16 protein-coding genes and 1 riboswitch are annotated in these 13,966 nt (G+C 71.7%); of the genes, 14 read left to right on the top strand and 2 right to left on the bottom strand.

The window, feature by feature from the left end; translation table 11 throughout:
- Positions 1 to 16 precede the first annotated feature (16 nt).
- Positions 17 to 247: a hypothetical protein gene (locus ACZ32T_RS29845; protein ID WP_362931166.1), complete on the bottom strand. Its 231-nt coding sequence runs from the start codon at positions 245 to 247 to the stop codon at positions 17 to 19.
- Positions 248 to 607: 360 nt separating this feature from the next.
- A riboswitch (cyclic di-AMP (ydaO/yuaA leader) is annotated at positions 608 to 792 on the top strand.
- A 2-nt stretch (positions 793 to 794) separates the two neighbouring features.
- On the opposite strand from ACZ32T_RS29845, the gene ACZ32T_RS29840 reads away from it, so the two are divergent.
- Together ACZ32T_RS29840 and ACZ32T_RS29835 are read left to right on the top strand one after the other, a co-directional pair.
- Complete coding sequence (locus ACZ32T_RS29840) at positions 795 to 1,661, top strand: transglycosylase SLT domain-containing protein (protein WP_467267929.1); 867 nt, start codon at positions 795 to 797, stop codon at positions 1,659 to 1,661.
- 226 nt (positions 1,662 to 1,887) lie between these two features.
- Complete coding sequence (locus ACZ32T_RS29835; protein WP_467370066.1) at positions 1,888 to 2,493, top strand: hypothetical protein; 606 nt, start codon at positions 1,888 to 1,890, stop codon at positions 2,491 to 2,493.
- Between the two features lie 147 nt (positions 2,494 to 2,640).
- Here the strand turns inward: ACZ32T_RS29835 and ACZ32T_RS29830 are convergent, their stop codons facing one another.
- Positions 2,641 to 3,534: an SIS domain-containing protein gene (locus tag ACZ32T_RS29830; RefSeq protein WP_467370064.1), complete on the bottom strand. Its 894-nt coding sequence runs from the start codon at positions 3,532 to 3,534 to the stop codon at positions 2,641 to 2,643.
- A gap of 407 nt (positions 3,535 to 3,941) precedes the next feature.
- On the opposite strand from ACZ32T_RS29830, the gene ACZ32T_RS29825 reads away from it, so the two are divergent.
- The 12 genes from ACZ32T_RS29825 (at position 3,942) to mmuM (ending at position 13,945) form a co-directional block, all read left to right on the top strand.
- On the top strand, positions 3,942 to 4,931 hold the full coding sequence (locus ACZ32T_RS29825; protein ID WP_467267923.1) for an MBL fold metallo-hydrolase: 990 nt from the start codon (positions 3,942 to 3,944) through the stop codon (positions 4,929 to 4,931).
- A gap of 81 nt (positions 4,932 to 5,012) precedes the next feature.
- Entirely contained in the window at positions 5,013 to 6,443 is a 1,431-nt protein-coding gene (locus tag ACZ32T_RS29820) for an ATP-binding protein (RefSeq protein WP_467370060.1), read from the top strand.
- Positions 6,440 to 6,862 (top strand): roadblock/LC7 domain-containing protein, encoded by a 423-nt coding sequence (locus ACZ32T_RS29815; RefSeq protein ID WP_467267920.1) that lies wholly within the window; start codon positions 6,440 to 6,442, stop codon positions 6,860 to 6,862. Before ACZ32T_RS29820 ends, ACZ32T_RS29815 begins: the two co-directional genes overlap by 4 nt.
- Positions 6,859 to 7,212: a DUF742 domain-containing protein gene (locus ACZ32T_RS29810; RefSeq protein ID WP_467267918.1), complete on the top strand. Its 354-nt coding sequence runs from the start codon at positions 6,859 to 6,861 to the stop codon at positions 7,210 to 7,212. The genes ACZ32T_RS29815 and ACZ32T_RS29810 overlap by 4 nt, the downstream gene beginning before the upstream one ends.
- Complete coding sequence (locus ACZ32T_RS29805) at positions 7,190 to 7,804, top strand: GTP-binding protein (protein ID WP_467370058.1); 615 nt, start codon at positions 7,190 to 7,192, stop codon at positions 7,802 to 7,804. Before ACZ32T_RS29810 ends, ACZ32T_RS29805 begins: the two co-directional genes overlap by 23 nt.
- Positions 7,801 to 9,108, top strand: coding sequence for a cytochrome P450 family protein (locus ACZ32T_RS29800; protein ID WP_467370056.1), 1,308 nt, complete (start codon positions 7,801 to 7,803; stop codon positions 9,106 to 9,108). Before ACZ32T_RS29805 ends, ACZ32T_RS29800 begins: the two co-directional genes overlap by 4 nt.
- A 75-nt stretch (positions 9,109 to 9,183) precedes the next feature.
- Entirely contained in the window at positions 9,184 to 9,591 is a 408-nt protein-coding gene (locus ACZ32T_RS29795; RefSeq protein ID WP_467267912.1) for a cell division protein SepF, read from the top strand.
- 7 nt (positions 9,592 to 9,598) lie between these two features.
- Positions 9,599 to 10,822 carry an AAA family ATPase gene (locus ACZ32T_RS29790; RefSeq protein ID WP_467370053.1) on the top strand — a complete coding sequence of 408 codons (1,224 nt, stop codon included), beginning with the start codon at positions 9,599 to 9,601 and terminating at the stop codon, positions 10,820 to 10,822.
- Positions 10,819 to 11,229, top strand: coding sequence for a nucleotide pyrophosphohydrolase (locus tag ACZ32T_RS29785; RefSeq protein WP_467370050.1), 411 nt, complete (start codon positions 10,819 to 10,821; stop codon positions 11,227 to 11,229). Before ACZ32T_RS29790 ends, ACZ32T_RS29785 begins: the two co-directional genes overlap by 4 nt.
- Positions 11,230 to 11,364: 135 nt before the next feature.
- A complete protein-coding gene (locus ACZ32T_RS29780) occupies positions 11,365 to 11,895 on the top strand; it encodes a DUF6099 family protein (protein WP_467370048.1) in 531 nt (176 codons plus the stop codon).
- 110 nt (positions 11,896 to 12,005) lie between these two features.
- Entirely contained in the window at positions 12,006 to 12,929 is a 924-nt protein-coding gene (locus ACZ32T_RS29775; protein WP_467267905.1) for an LLM class F420-dependent oxidoreductase, read from the top strand.
- Between the two features lie 80 nt (positions 12,930 to 13,009).
- Entirely contained in the window at positions 13,010 to 13,945 is a 936-nt protein-coding gene (gene mmuM / locus ACZ32T_RS29770; protein WP_467267903.1) for a homocysteine S-methyltransferase, read from the top strand.
- Positions 13,946 to 13,966 lie beyond the last annotated feature (21 nt).

The raw sequence follows: 13,966 nt of genomic DNA, 5'->3' as shown, positions 1-13,966 counted from the left end.
CGCTGCACCATATGTCTCAGCGCGGCTTCCAGGTGAGCTTGCCCCCGCCCACCCACCGGATGACGGCCGGGTCGTCGAGGTCGTGGACGGGAATGCCGGCCGCCGCCGCGGCGATCAGCACGTCCGTCATCGCCGTCGCGCTTCCGATCACCTCTCCGTCGATCTCCACGATCCGGAAGGGGGGATCCCCGGGCTGGACGGGCAGGACGGTGATCCGGGGTGCCGAGGCGAGAGGGCTTTCAGTCATAGGCGGATCGGTTCCACGCGGGCGCCCCCGGTATGCGTCTGGGTCCCAGCTGTGAGCCCTATGCCCGATTTGAAATAGTTTTTTGTAATTAATCCTGTAATCCATAAAAGGCCATTTCGTGCGACCTGGGGCCTTCGCGCGGGCGCAAATCGCCCGAATCGGACTCCGTGACCAGCGTCACCTCCGGGGCCCCGGACGCGGGGGCGTGGCAGTCGGTTCCCTTCTGCGCCAAGAGAAATGGCCGACGGGATGTGGGGTGGATTACATGAATTCCCGAGAATTGATCTTGCGAATGAATTGTGATCACCGTGCCAGGCTTGTTCCTTTCCCTATTTCTCGCCTACGGTCACCATCACTCCGGGCGGAACGCCGAATCCTGCCGCCGTCCGGTTACCCGACCACTTCTCGTACGGCAGGAGCGGGGGACCCAAGTAAGCGCCGATCCGGTTTCCGGAGCGGCTCGGGGTGAAGTCGCATTCGTGTGCGGCCGGGCATCTCCAGCCCGAACCCGACAGCTGACTTCGCAGGCGACGGAGAGGAATTCAGCATGCCCGAAAACGGTAAGCACCGTCGTTTCAGGACCAGTTCGTTCACCCGCGGCATCATCGCCGTGAGCACGGGCGGAGCCGCCCTGGCCCTCCCCGTGATCGGTGCGACCGGCGCCTTCGCGGCCCCGGCCCAGCCGGTCGCCGTGGAAAAGGCTGCGACGTCGACTGCCGCGTCCGGCAAGGGAATTGCCGCGCAGAAGTCCGAGTCCGCCACCTATTCCGTGATCTTGGGTGACACCCTTGCAAAGATCGCCCGCGAGCATTCCGTGGGCGGCGGCTGGAAGGCCCTGTACGAGGACAACGAGAAGGTTGTCGGCGGAAACCCGGACCTGATTCACCCCGGTCTGAAGCTGACCATCGGCGGCAAGGCCGAGAACAAGTCGGCGGACAAGGGTGAGAAGGCCGAATCCAAGGCCTCGGCCTCGTCCGACCGCGCCGCGGAGAGCGCCGACCGCGCCGACCGTTCGGAGCGCACGAGCACGCCCGTCGCCGCAGAGGGCGCACCCGCCGCAGAGGCCGCTCCGGCCGCCGAGCCGGTCTCGTACACGGACGACCTCGACGGCTGGATCAAGGAGTCGCTCGCCGTCATGGCCGAGCACGGTATCCCCGGCAGCTACGAGGGCATCCACCGCAACATCATCCGCGAGTCCGCGGGTGACCCCCAGGCCATCAACAACTGGGACATCAACGCCATCAACGGGGTCCCGTCCAAGGGTCTGCTCCAGGTCATCGACCCGACCTTCCAGGCCTACCACGTGCCCGGCACGTCGATGGACAGCTACGACCCGGTCGCCAACATCACGGCCGCGTGCAACTACGCCGCGGACCGGTACGGCTCCATCGACAACGTCTTCGGGGCCTACTGAGCCGTGCCGAGGCGGGACCGCTGACACACGGACCTGTGTGACAGGGGGACAGAAGTGACGGGTGGTGCGGGTTCGGCGGAACCCGCACCACCCGTCGTCCGTTTCCGGCGCCGGTCGGTCCGAAGGCCCCGCGCCGTCCGCGTCACGGCGGCCGAGGCGGCGCCGACAGGCCCGGTGGGGCACGGGTGACTGGTCTCGTACAGGTTCGTCGTCCATACTGCCCGCCGTGGAGCAGCGTATAGATTCGAAGACCAAGCCCGAGTTCGCCGCGGGGACAGACCCGGCGTACATCCCCGGCCTGACGGCCCCTGCCCCCGCGCGGACGGAGGCGGAGGCGGAGAAGGAGGAGACGGCGCCCCGGAAGGCCGAGAAGGCCGAGGAGACCCGGGAGACCGGGGCCGCGGACGCGCTCGGCGAGGAGGCCGTGGACGATGCCGCGGCCGCCCCCGACGACACCGCCGTGGACGCCGCGGCCTCGGACGGCGCGGCCGGGGACGGCGCCGCCCCGGCCGACGGAACGGCCCGGGAGGCCGGGACCGAGGGTGCCGTGGACGGCCCCGTCTTCGAGGTCAGCGACCGGCGCGGATCCATCAGAGTGGACGCGGACGGTGTCCGCTTCCGGCTCGACGACCAGGAGGCGGAGTTCGACTGGCCCGAGATCGGCGCGGTCGAGGTCAAGACCGGCCGCTTCGGGCGCCGGTTCACCGTGACGGTCCATCTGTCGAGCCGCCGGTGGTTCAACGCCGAGGTCGAGGCCGGGTCCCGGAGCGACCTCAAGGGGTGGACCGCGGAGCTCGACGAGGTGCTGGACGCCTACTTCGAAGAGGCCTGACCTCGTCGGGTACGCCTGTCACCGGGCCGGGCCACCGGCCCGGTGCTCAGTGCCGCTCGCCCGGACCATGCCGGACTCGCGTGCCGGCACCGCACTCGCGGCGCCGCCGTCGGCCGGCGGGGCTCCTTCCCGTGCCCCACGGGCACGTCAGGCTCCCGGAGCCGTGCCGAGCACCACCGACCGGGTCAGATGGCGCGGCAGGTCGGGGTCGAGGCCACGGGCCGCCGCGCGGGCGATCGCCAGCCGCTGGACCCGGACCAGGTCGGCCAGCGGGTCCAGTCCGCTCTCCACCCAGCGGGCCCCGGTCGCCTCGACCTGCTCCCGCAGCCCCTCCGGAGCGGTGCCGAACATCCAGGTCGCGGTCCCCGCCGTGGCGATGCTGATGGGGCCGTGGCGGTACTCCATCGCCGGATACGACTCCGTCCAGGACAGGGACGCCTCCTTCATCTTGAGCGCTGCCTCGTTGGCGATCCCCACCGTCCACCCCTGCCCCAGAAAGCTGAACTGGCCGCATTCCAGGAGGCCCTCGGGCAGCGGCTCCGCCAGCGCGGTCTCCGCGTCCCGTACGACGTCCTCGGTGTGCAGCCCGAGACGGGCGCGGAAGAGCGTCAGCGCGGTGGTCGCGAACCTCGTCTGCACCACGGACCGTTCGTCGGCGAAGTCGAGGACGACCACGTCGTCGGCCGCGTCCATCACCGGGGTCCGCGGGTCGGCGGTGACGGCGACGGTCCTGGTGGTGCCCCGCAGCCGTGTCAGCAGGCCGAGGACCTCCGTGGTCGTCCCCGACCGGGTCAGCGCGACGACCCGGTCGTACGAGCGCCCGAAGGGGAACTCCGAGGCGGCGAACGCGTCCGACTCGCCCTGCCCGGAATCCTCGCGGAGCGAGGCGTACGCCTGCGCCATGTAATACGACGTTCCGCAGCCGACGACGGCGATGCGTTCACCGGCGGCGGGCAGGGCCGTCTTCCGGTCGACGGCGACCTCCGCGGCGCGGCGCCAGCACTCGGGCTGGCCGGCTGTCTCGTTCTCGACATGCGACATATCCGCACTCCGCTTCCACTGCTGCTCGCACCTGGTGGGACGGGGGTGTGTGAAATCGACGCCCGCTTGTTTGATTCTGCATGTTACATGGGTCAATTGAGCAAGAACAAGCAAAGTGTTGACGCCGACGTCATGCGAGCAGGGTCGGTTTTCAGCCATGCTCGGTGGGTAGCCGACTCGATGCGGTTCTGTCGTGGCTGTGTGGGTATCCGTCGCGTGGCGCGAACTCCACGGCCGACATCCCGTACATCGGGCGGAAAAGCCCCCGGAGTGCGGCTCCTGGGCAACCCCCGGACGGTCGCCGGGTGGCGGCGGGTGGCTTCCCGGAGAGGCGATTTCACGTCATCCGGTCAGCGCGTTGGCCGAGTTCGAACACGCGGCCGGAATGTGGTCGGCATAATCAGCCCATGTCGATCACGGGGGACATCGTGGACCTCGGCAGAGGTCTGTACGCCTGGCTGCCGCCGGAGCGGGGCTGGGGCCTGGCCAACTGCGGTCTGCTCGTGTCGCCGCGCGGAGGGCTGTGGATCGACGCTCCCTACGACACGATGACGGCCGGTCAGTTCCTGGTGGAGAGCGAGAAACGGCTGCCCGACGGGGTGGGCGTCGACCGCGTGATCGTCACCCACGCCAACGGCGACCACTTCTGGGGCGCCGGGGTGCTCCCGGACGCGGAGATCATCGCGACCCGTGAGGCCCGGGAGCACATCCACTACGACCCCACCCCGCAGGAACAGCACGCCCTGGTGGCCGGAAGTGATCCCTCCACTCCCCTCGGCGCCTACCTCCGCCGTCACTTCGGCGTCTTCGACTGGTCCGCCACCGAGGCGGTGTCCCCGACGACCTACTTCACCGGAGAGCTCGAACTGACCCTGGGGGAGCACACGGTCCAGGTGTCGTCCCTGCCGCCCGCCCACACGGGGGGAGACCTGATCGTGTATCTGCCCGCCCAGCGGGCGGTGTTCAGCGGAGACGTCATCTTCTCGTCCACCCCTCAGCGACCCGGGGACCACCCGGTGCACTGGGCGGGACCCCTGGACAACGTGATCGACGCCTGCGAACGCGTCCTGGCCACCGGCGCCGAGGTGATCGTGCCGGGGCACGGGCCGGTGCTCGGCCCTGCCGGAGTGCGCGGGCACATGGACTACCTGGCGTACGTACGCGACCGTGCGCACGCCCTCCACGCGGCGGGCCTGCCCGTGGTCGAGGCGGCCCGCCGGGTGATCGCCGAGGGCCGGTACCCGGAGCTCGGCCTGTCCGAGCGGCTCGTGGTGACCATCGGGAGCGAGTACCGCCATCTGGACGGCACCGAACTCCCCGGCGTCCTCCAGGTGATGGCCGACGTGGCAGCCGTCGCCCGGGAGACCGACGCGGCGTGTACCGGGAGGCCGGCGTGACGGCCCGTCGGCACGGCAGCCGGACGCCCCGCACCGGCGCGGGCTGTCGACCTTCCCCGACAACAGAGACGCGGTGACGCCGTGGTGGCATGGATCGTGGCCCTCATCGCCGTCGTGGTGGCGGTCTGGTCGGCAGTACGCACGCACCGGGCCGGGCTGGACGCGTACGCCGCCTCGGCCCGCGCGGAGCTCACCGAGCGGCAGGCCAGGGCGGCCGACGCCCGGACACTCGCCCTCACCGAGGAGATCCGCCAGCTGGCCCGGAACCGGATACCCGCCGCGGCCACCGCACTCTCCCACCGCTCCGCACCCGTTCCCGGACTCCGGGAGGCAGCCGGGATCGAGGGTGACGCCGCGCGCCTGCTGACCGAGGCCGTGCAGGCCGCGCGCACAGCGGTCCTGGAGGAACGCCGACGCGTCGACGCGGCAGCGCGGTCGGCCATGCGCGGCACCTCCGCCAAGATCCAGTCGCTGCTCAACCAGTCGCAGCACCTGCTGCACGAGCTCCAGCACGAGTACGACGACCCGCGGATCCTCCAGCTCGACTTCCGTAACGAACTGGCGCTGCGCCGCACCCAGGCCACGGCCGTGCTGTGCGACGCCTGGCCCGGACTCGCCCGGCAGAACTCCTCACTCGTCGAGGTCGTGCTGGGCGCCCAGTCCCGGGTCCCGGGGTACGAGCGGATCAAGGTCGCGAACCATCTGCGCCAGGAGCGGCTCGCGCTGGCAGCCCGGGCCGCCGAACCCCTCGCGATCGCGCTCGCCGAGCTGCTGGCCAATGCCACGGCGTACTCGCACCCGGACACCGAGGTGCCGGTGACGGTCCAGCAGACCGCGGGGCGCGGCGCCATGATCCTGGTCGACGACGCCGGGATCGGCATGGACGACGACGCTCTCAAGCGGGCCCGCGCACTGCTGTCGGGCCCCTCCGAGGTGCTGCTCACCGAGCTGGGGGACCCGCCGCAGACCGGCTTCGCGGTGGTGGGGCGGCTCATCGCGCGCTACGGCTTCAGCTGCCACATCGAGTCGTCGCCGTACGGCGGGATGCGCGCGATGCTTCGCATTCCGGCCCATCTGCTGACCGTGATCGACGACGACCGCACCCTGTCCGTGCTCGCGCCCAAGCCGGTGCAGGCGCGCGCCGAGGGTGCCAAGCGGAGCGCCGTGACCACCGGGCCCCCGGCGGCCGCCCCCGCTGCACCCACTGCACCCGCTGAACCCGCAAGGCCCGCAGGGCCCGCAGAACCCGCAGGGCCCGAGCCCGCCCCCCAGGAAGCCGCGCGTCCGGCAGAGCTGCCCACCCGGCGGCGCAGATCCCGCCGGACGGCTGCCCCGGAGGCGTCGGCGGTCCGGCAGCAGCCGGCCGAGGAGCCCGTGCTCCGTACACCCGAGCAGGCCGGAGCGGCCTGGGCCGCCCTTCAGGAGGGCACCCTCAGCGGCCGGAACGCCCCCGCGCCCCCGGCGCCACCCTCAGCATCCCCATCGGACGACCAAGGAGACGACGAGACGTGAGCACCACCCCCACCGCCGGTGACCTCGCCTGGGTGCTGACCCCGCTGCTGGAACTGCCCGGTGTGCAGCACGCCGTGGTCGCCACCGGCGACGGACTCGTCGAGGGCGCGTCGCCCGGCCTGGACCGTGCGTCCGCCGAGCGCGTCGCCGCGATGACGGCCACCCTGCACGCGGCAGCCCGTGCCTTCACCACCGCGTTCACCGAGGCCGAGTCCCCGCGACTGGCGCAGACGGTCGTGGAGTCCGACCTGGGCTTCGCCGTCGTCGTACCGGCCGGCAAGAACACCACTCTGGCCCTGTTCGCGGCCCCCGACGCGCATCTGGGGAACATCGCCTACCAGATGCAGGTGCAGGTCACCGCGCTGACCAGGGCCATGCGCGCCCCCGCCCGCCAACCGGACGCTGCCACCCGGCCATGACCCCCGGCCCGGGCCGCCGCCTGATTCCCCCCTACCTGGTCACCGGTGGCCGCTCCACGCCCACCGGCCCCGCGCTCGACCGGCTCGCCGTGCTCGTCCGTACGGACTCGGCCCTGCCGGCGCACGCCGGTTCGGAGCAGCGCAGGCTGTGCGAGCTCCTCGAGCCGGGAGCCCTCACCGTCGTCGAGTGCGCTGCCCATCTGGACCTGCCGGTCAGTGCCACCGTCTTCCTGGCCACGGACCTCGTGGCCGCAGGACATCTGCTCGCTCGACCACCGATTCCCAGTGCCGGTGAGATCGACCGGTCGCTCGTCGAGAGGCTGCTCGTTGGACTCCGTTCCCTCCACTGACCGGGGCGGCATCGGCTATCTGCCGAGCGCCGCCGAGACCCTGATGAAGCTCGTCGTCACGGGTCCCTTCGGCGTGGGCAAGACGACCCTGATCCGTACCCTGTCGGAGATCCCGACCCTCCACACGGAAGAGGCGATGACGCAGTCCAGTACGGGACTCGACGACACCGCCGGGCTGCCGGAGAAGACCACGACCACGGTCGCCGTCGACTTCGGCCGGCTGACCGTCCAGGACGATCTGGTGCTGTACATGTTCGGCACGCCGGGCCAGGAGCGTTTCTTCCCCCTCTGGGAGGACATCGCGCGGGGTGCGCTCGGCGCCCTCGTCATGGTCGACACCCGACGGCTCGAGGACTCCTTCGCCGTGATGGACATGGTGGAGGAGCAGGGCCTCCCGTACGCCGTCGCCGTGAACCGCTTCCCCGATGCCCCCGCCCACCCGGACGAGGTCCTGCGCAAGCACCTCGACCTCGATCCCCGCACGCCGCTGGTGCAGTGCGACGCACGCGAGCGCGGGGGCGGCATCGGCGCCCTGATCGCCCTCGCCGAGCACGCGCTGACCTGCCTGCCCGCGCCCCAGGAATCGTCATGACGCCTCCCGTGACCGGCACTTCACCGGGCACCGCCCCTTCTCTCCACGAGCCCCTCGCGCTGTACGGAGCCGGCTTCGCCGCCGATCCGCACGGCCACTACCGCATGCTGCGCGACCAGGGGCCGCTGGCCAGGGTGCGGGTCGCCCCGGACGTCGACGCGCTGCTGGTCACCGACTACCACGCGGCCGTCGACCTGCTGCGGGACACCGAGACCTTCACCAAGGACCCACGTGCCTGGCAGGCGGGCGTGCCCGCCGACTCGCCGGTCCTGCCGGTGCTCGGTTACCGGCCCACCGCGCTCTTCACCGACGGCGCGGTCCACGCCCGTTACCGCGACGCCATCAACGACACCCTCGCCCTGATCGAACCGCACCTGCTGCGCGCGGAGGTCGCCCGGGTCGCCCAGCGGCTCGTCGCCGGGTTCTCGGCCACCGGCACCGGTGACCTCATCGCCCAGTACGCCCGCAGGCTGCCCCTGCACGTCTTCACCGCCTCCTTCGGCGTCGCTCCCGAGGACACCGAGCGGGTGGTCCGCGGTACGGCGGGAATGATGGACTCCGCGGGGGACGCGACAGCGGCCTACGACGACCTCGTCGGCGTCGTCACCGCTCTCGTCTCCGCACGGCGGCGCAACCCGGGCCGTGATCTCACCTCGTACCTGCTGGCGCACCCGGCCGGTCTCGACGACAACGAGGCCGTGCGTCAGATCACGCTCATCATGAGCACGGGGCACGACCCCACGACCAATCTGATCGGCAACGCGCTGCTGCGCATGCTCAGCGACACCGGTTACGGCGGCTCGCTGCACGGCGGCGCGATGACCGCGCACGAGGCGGTCGACGACGTGCTCTGGCGCGATCCGCCGCTGGCCAGCATGGGGGCGCACTTCCCGCGCCACGACACCGAGTTCCACGGCGTCCCGCTCCGCGCCGGGCAGTTGGTGCTGGTCTCCTTCGCCGCCGCCAACACCCAGTCGCCGCCGTCCGGCTCGGACCCCGCGCTGCGCTCCGGCGACGGTGCGCACCTGGCGTGGTCGACGGGTCCGCACCGCTGCCCCGCCAAGCAGCCCGCCCTGCTGATGGCGACGACCGCGATCGAACAGCTCACCAGCCAGCTCTGTGACCTGGAGCTCGCCGTCGAACCCGGCACACTGGTCTGGCGTCCGGGCCCCTTCCACCGCGCACTGGCCCACCTACCGGTCCGTTTCACACCGCTCGACACGCTCCCCGGACCGGACGGCGGGGACCCTCCGGACGCCGCCGATCCCGTTCCGACCCGTGTCGGTGGTACGCCGAACGGGTGAGGGGCGAGAGAATTGCCCGATGAACAGCGAGCGCAGCCGGCGCACAGCCAACCGGCATACGGACGGGGTGGTTCTGTGAGCAGGTACGACAGGTACGACAGGTACGACGCCACCGACGAACAGTGGGAGGGGCTCGCCCAGGTCGTACCCCTGAGGGGCCGCAACGAATGGCCCTCCCGGGTCGACCACAGGACGGTCCCTGACCAGCAGGAGTCGGCCGAGCAGCGGCGCATGGTCGTCCTGCGCGTCCAGGTGTTCGCGGACGCGCGCGAGGTGGCCGAATACCTGGTCGCCCAGATCCCGGTCCTGCTGGACCTGACCGGCGCCGAGAACGATGTGGCCAAGCGGATCCTGGACTTCAGCAGCGGCGTGGTCTTCGGGCTCGGCAGCGGGATGCACCGGGTGGACCGCAACGTCTTCCTGCTCGCGCCGGCCGGCATGGAGGTCGAGGGGGTCACCGCGGCGGGCGTACCTCAATCGTAGGCAGCTCGTGCGGGTGGAACGGTTCGCCGCTCACGGGCGTGCGTACGGTCCGCTCATGACTGTTGTGATCTCCACGGGGAGGGCGGCCTCCGCGCCGTCCGGCGCGGGCCGGCCCGCCCGCCCCTTCGTCAGCGAACTCCGCCTCCACGCCTTCGCCTCGCACCGCCGCACCGTCATCCCGCTCGGACCGCTGACACTGCTCACCGGAGGCAGCGGAAGCGGGAAGTCGACCGCCCTGCGCGGTTACGAGGCGCTCGCGCGCCTGGCCGCCGGTGATCCGCTGGAGGACGTCTTCCCCGAGCCGGCGGCCTGGGTGCCCGAAGGGGCCGGGGCCGACGAGCAGGGCCGGCGCGGATTCCGGCTGGGCTGCACGGTGGAGGGCCCGGCCGGCCCGGTGGGACTGGACATCGCCGTGCAGGCCGAGCCCACGCTGCGCGTCGTCGGCGAGCGGATGGCCGACAGCGGCGAGACGCTGCTGAGCACGGCGCTGCGGGATCCCCGGAGTTCCGCCGTCCAGGCAGCTTGGTACACGGCGGGAGCGGTGCCGGTGACGCGTGCTCCCTTCCCCGACGACCGGCTCGGCACGGCGCTTCTGCCGTTGCGGGTGGCGGGGACCACGGACGGGCAGCTCAGGGTGCTGGCCGCCGCTGAGCAGGTGGTGGTGGCCCTGCGGTCCGCGTTCGTCTGCGATCCTCAGCCGAACCGGATGCGTGCGCCGGTGCCGGTCGCGGAAGGGCGGCTGACCTCGTCCTGCGACAACCTCGCCGACGTACTGCTGCGTACCCACAGCCGGTACGCGCAGCCGCACGCCCGGTTGGTCGCCGGCGCGGACGCCGGGTGCGCGGGTCCGGTGACGGGGCTGACCGCCGAGCGACTGGAGGACGGCACCGTGCGGGCCCTGACGGTGCGCGGTTCCGGCCGGAGCACGCCCATCGGGCGCCTCGGTGACGGCGAGCTCCGGTATCTGGCTCTCACACTCGTCCTGCTGACGGGCCCCCATGTGCTGGCGGTGGACCCGGCGGCAGAAGTGCCCCCGGCCATGCAGGGCCTCACCGTGCTGGCCGACGGACTCGACCGGAGCCTGGACGCGCGGCAGACCGGGGAACTGCTGGCGCTGGCGGCCTCGACCTGTGTGAGCGGCCACATGCGTCTGCTGGGGACCGTCGGTGAGGCGGCCGCGGCGGTGGCCCGGCAGACGGCCGGTGCGACAGTGGTAGACCTGGCACGGTGAGCGAACTCGATGTAGCACAACTGCAGCGGCGGCTGGCCGACTTCGCGGCGGCCCGGGCCTGGGAGCCGTACCACACCCCCAAGAACCTCGGCGCCGCGCTGAGCGTGGAGGCCTCGGAACTCCTGGAGATCTTCCAGTGGCTGACGCCGGAGCAGTCGGCGAGGGTGATGGAGGACCCCGACACGGCGTTCCGGGTGAGGGACGAGGTCGCGGACGTCCTGGCGTATCTGCTGCAGTTCTGCGAGGTCCTGGGCATCGACGCGCTGGCGGCGCTGGCCGCCAAGATCGACCGGAACGAGGAGCGCTTCCCGGTGGTGGCGGCGGCGGACGCGGAGCCGGTACAGCCGGATGCCGCCGAACGGGGGCAGGCCGGGGCCGACATGACTGACTGTCACTCTTCGGAGTGATCGATTTGTTCACAATCGACTTCCTGTCCACAGATTTCCGATTTCCTCTGGCTTTCGTGTGCCACGGCCCTCACTGTGGGTAATGAAGAAGTGAGCGGGTTCTTCTACCGGTGGTGTCGGCGACGGGGGAGTGGCATGGAAGCGGAGCGACTGATCGAGGCGGGCCGGAGCGCGCTGGCGGAAAGCCGGTGGGTGCCGGCCGTCATGGCGGAGGCATGGCAGGCCCAGGCGCTGGCCCGGGCGGTCGGCGGCCATCTGGCGAGGTGCGGACCGGCGGAGTTACGGGCGGAGGCGCGCGAGCTCAGCGAGACCTGCGCCCTGGGAAGCGCCGTGCTCGACCACCCGATGGTTCCGGCCGGAGGTGTGCGGGCGTCCCAGCTCACCGAAGTGGATCATGTGCCCAGGGCGTTGGCCGCGCTCGCGCAGCTGCTCGGGGAGGCGGGCATCGCACTGGTGGGTGTTGCCTGCGGCACGGAGGAGGAAGGGCTCTACTGGCAGTGCATCGAGGCGATAGACGCCGTCGACGAGTCCGTGGACCGGGTGCACGGGATGCTGAGACGGCTTGCCGAGCAGGAGCGTGAGCACGAACAGGAGTTGGACCGGGAGCGGGACGGCCCCTTCGGAGTGGTCCACGGACCGGCGGGCTTCGTCGCCGGCCAGCCGTGAGTCGTGAGTCGTGAGCCGGGGGCCGGGGACCGGGGACCCGTCGGCCGCCCGGCGCGGGGGGAGAGGCCGAGAGAGGAGGCGCAGCGGTTTCGAAGGTGCAGGATGGAGGCATGGATCTTCGAATCTTCACCGAGCCCCAGCAAGGGGCGAGCTACGACACCCTGCTCACCGTCGCCAAGGCCACCGAGGACCTCGGCTTCGACGCCTTCTACCGATCCGACCACTATCTGCACATGGGCTCCGGGGACGGTCTGCCCGGCCCGACCGACGCGTGGATCACCTTGGCCGGACTGGCCCGCGAGACCAAGAGGATCCGCCTCGGCACGCTGATGACCGCGGGCACCTTCCGTCTGCCCGGCGTGCTGGCCATCCAGGTCGCCCAGGTCGACCAGATGTCCGGCGGCCGGGTCGAGCTGGGCCTGGGTGCGGGCTGGTTCGAGGAGGAGCACAAGGCGTACGGCATCCCGTTCCCGAGGGAGAAGTTCGGCCGGCTCGAGGAGCAGCTGGCGATCATCACGGGTCTGTGGGAGACGGAGACCGGCAAGACGTTCAGCTACGACGGGACGTACTACCAGCTCACCGACTCGCCCGCTCTGCCGAAGCCCGCGCAGACGAAGGTGCCGGTCCTGATCGGAGGCCACGGCGCGGTCCGGACGCCGCGGCTGGCCGCGCGGTACGCGGACGAGTTCAACATCCCCTTCGCGTCGATCGAGGACAGCGCGAAGCAGTTCCGCCGGGTCAGGGACGCGGCCACGGCGGCCGGGCGGACCCCCGACGACCTGGTGTACTCCAACGCCCTGGTGGTGTGCGTCGGGAAGAACGACGCGGAGGTGGCGCGGCGCGCGTCCGCCATCGGAAGGGAGGTCGAGGAGATCAAGGCGAACGGGCTGGCGGGCTCACCCGCCGAGGTGGTCGACAAGATCGGGCGGTACGCCGCCATCGGCTCGTCGCGGGTCTACCTCCAGTTCCTGGACCTGCACGACCTGGACCACCTGGAGCTGATCTCGTCGCAGGTCCAGTCGCAGCTGGGCTGACGGAAGGGGACCGGCCGCTGCGGGGCCGGGCCCGTGCGGCCGCAGGACCGCCAGGAACCACCCGACAGCGAGGAGCAGCTGTGCATTCCGCCCGGACACCGGACGCCCCGCCCGGCCGTACGCTCGGCGACGCGCTCGCCGAGGGGACGGTCCTGCTGGACGGTGGCCTCTCCAACCAGCTGGAGGCGCAGGGCTGTGATCTGTCCGACGCCCTGTGGTCGGCCCGGCTGCTGAGCGACGCGCCCCAGCAGATCGAGGCCGCCCACGCCGCCTATGCCCGGGCGGGCGCGCAGGTACTGATCACGGCCAGCTACCAGGCGACCTTCGAGGGATTCGCGCGGCGCGGGATCGGGCGGGCCCGCGCCGCGGAGCTGATGGCCCGCAGCGTGGAGTCGGCGCGCCGGGCGGGTACGGCGACGGGACGCGAGCTCTGGGTCGCCGCCTCGGTCGGACCGTACGGGGCGATGCTCGCGGACGGCAGCGAGTACCGGGGCCGCTACGGACTCACCGTCCGGGAGCTGGAGCGCTTCCACCGGCCCCGGGTCCGGACGCTGGCAGAGGCGGGGCCCGACGTGATGGCGCTGGAGACGGTGCCGGACATCGACGAGGCCGAGGCCCTGCTGCGGGCGGTCGAGGGGCTCGGGGTGCCGGTCTGGCTCTCGTACAGCGTGGCGGGGGACCGGACCAGGGCCGGGCAGCCGCTGGCGGAGGCGTTCGAGGTCGCCGCCGGCATCGACCAGGTGGTGGCCGTCGGGGTCAACTGCTGCGATCCCGCCGACGCGGACCGTGCGGTGGAGGTCGCGGCGTCGGCCACCGGCAAGCCGGTGGTGGTGTACCCGAACAGTGGGGAGGAGTGGGACGCCGGCGGCCGGGGCTGGACCGGGAGAGAGACGTTCGAAGCGGGCAGGGTGCGGGACTGGCAGCGGGCGGGCGCGCGGCTGGTCGGCGGCTGCTGCCGGGTCGGCCCCTCCAGGATCGCGGCGCTGGCCGAGCGACTGGAAGCTTCAGGAGTGTGAAAATCCCTGGTGGGAGGCCGG

It is taken from the genome of Streptomyces sp. NPDC023573, from assembly GCF_055559735.1.
Note: the sequence above shows the minus strand (reverse complement) of the source record. Positions and strands in the feature narration are given on the sequence as shown.

Bases quoted from the DNA above. Each gene is read 5' to 3' on its own strand.
- ACZ32T_RS29845 (WP_362931166.1), bottom strand. From the start codon at position 247: ATGACTGAAAGCCCTCTCGCCTCGGCACCCCGGATCACCGTCCTGCCC.
- ACZ32T_RS29840 (WP_467267929.1), top strand. From the start codon at position 795: ATGCCCGAAAACGGTAAGCACCGTCGTTTCAGGACCAGTTCGTTCACC.
- ACZ32T_RS29830 (WP_467370064.1), bottom strand. From the start codon at position 3,534: ATGTCGCATGTCGAGAACGAGACAGCCGGCCAGCCCGAGTGCTGGCGC.
- ACZ32T_RS29825 (WP_467267923.1), top strand. From the start codon at position 3,942: ATGTCGATCACGGGGGACATCGTGGACCTCGGCAGAGGTCTGTACGCC.
- ACZ32T_RS29810 (WP_467267918.1), top strand. From the start codon at position 6,859: ATGACCCCCGGCCCGGGCCGCCGCCTGATTCCCCCCTACCTGGTCACC.
- ACZ32T_RS29800 (WP_467370056.1), top strand. From the start codon at position 7,801: ATGACGCCTCCCGTGACCGGCACTTCACCGGGCACCGCCCCTTCTCTC.
- ACZ32T_RS29780 (WP_467370048.1), top strand. From the start codon at position 11,365: ATGGAAGCGGAGCGACTGATCGAGGCGGGCCGGAGCGCGCTGGCGGAA.
- ACZ32T_RS29775 (WP_467267905.1), top strand. From the start codon at position 12,006: ATGGATCTTCGAATCTTCACCGAGCCCCAGCAAGGGGCGAGCTACGAC.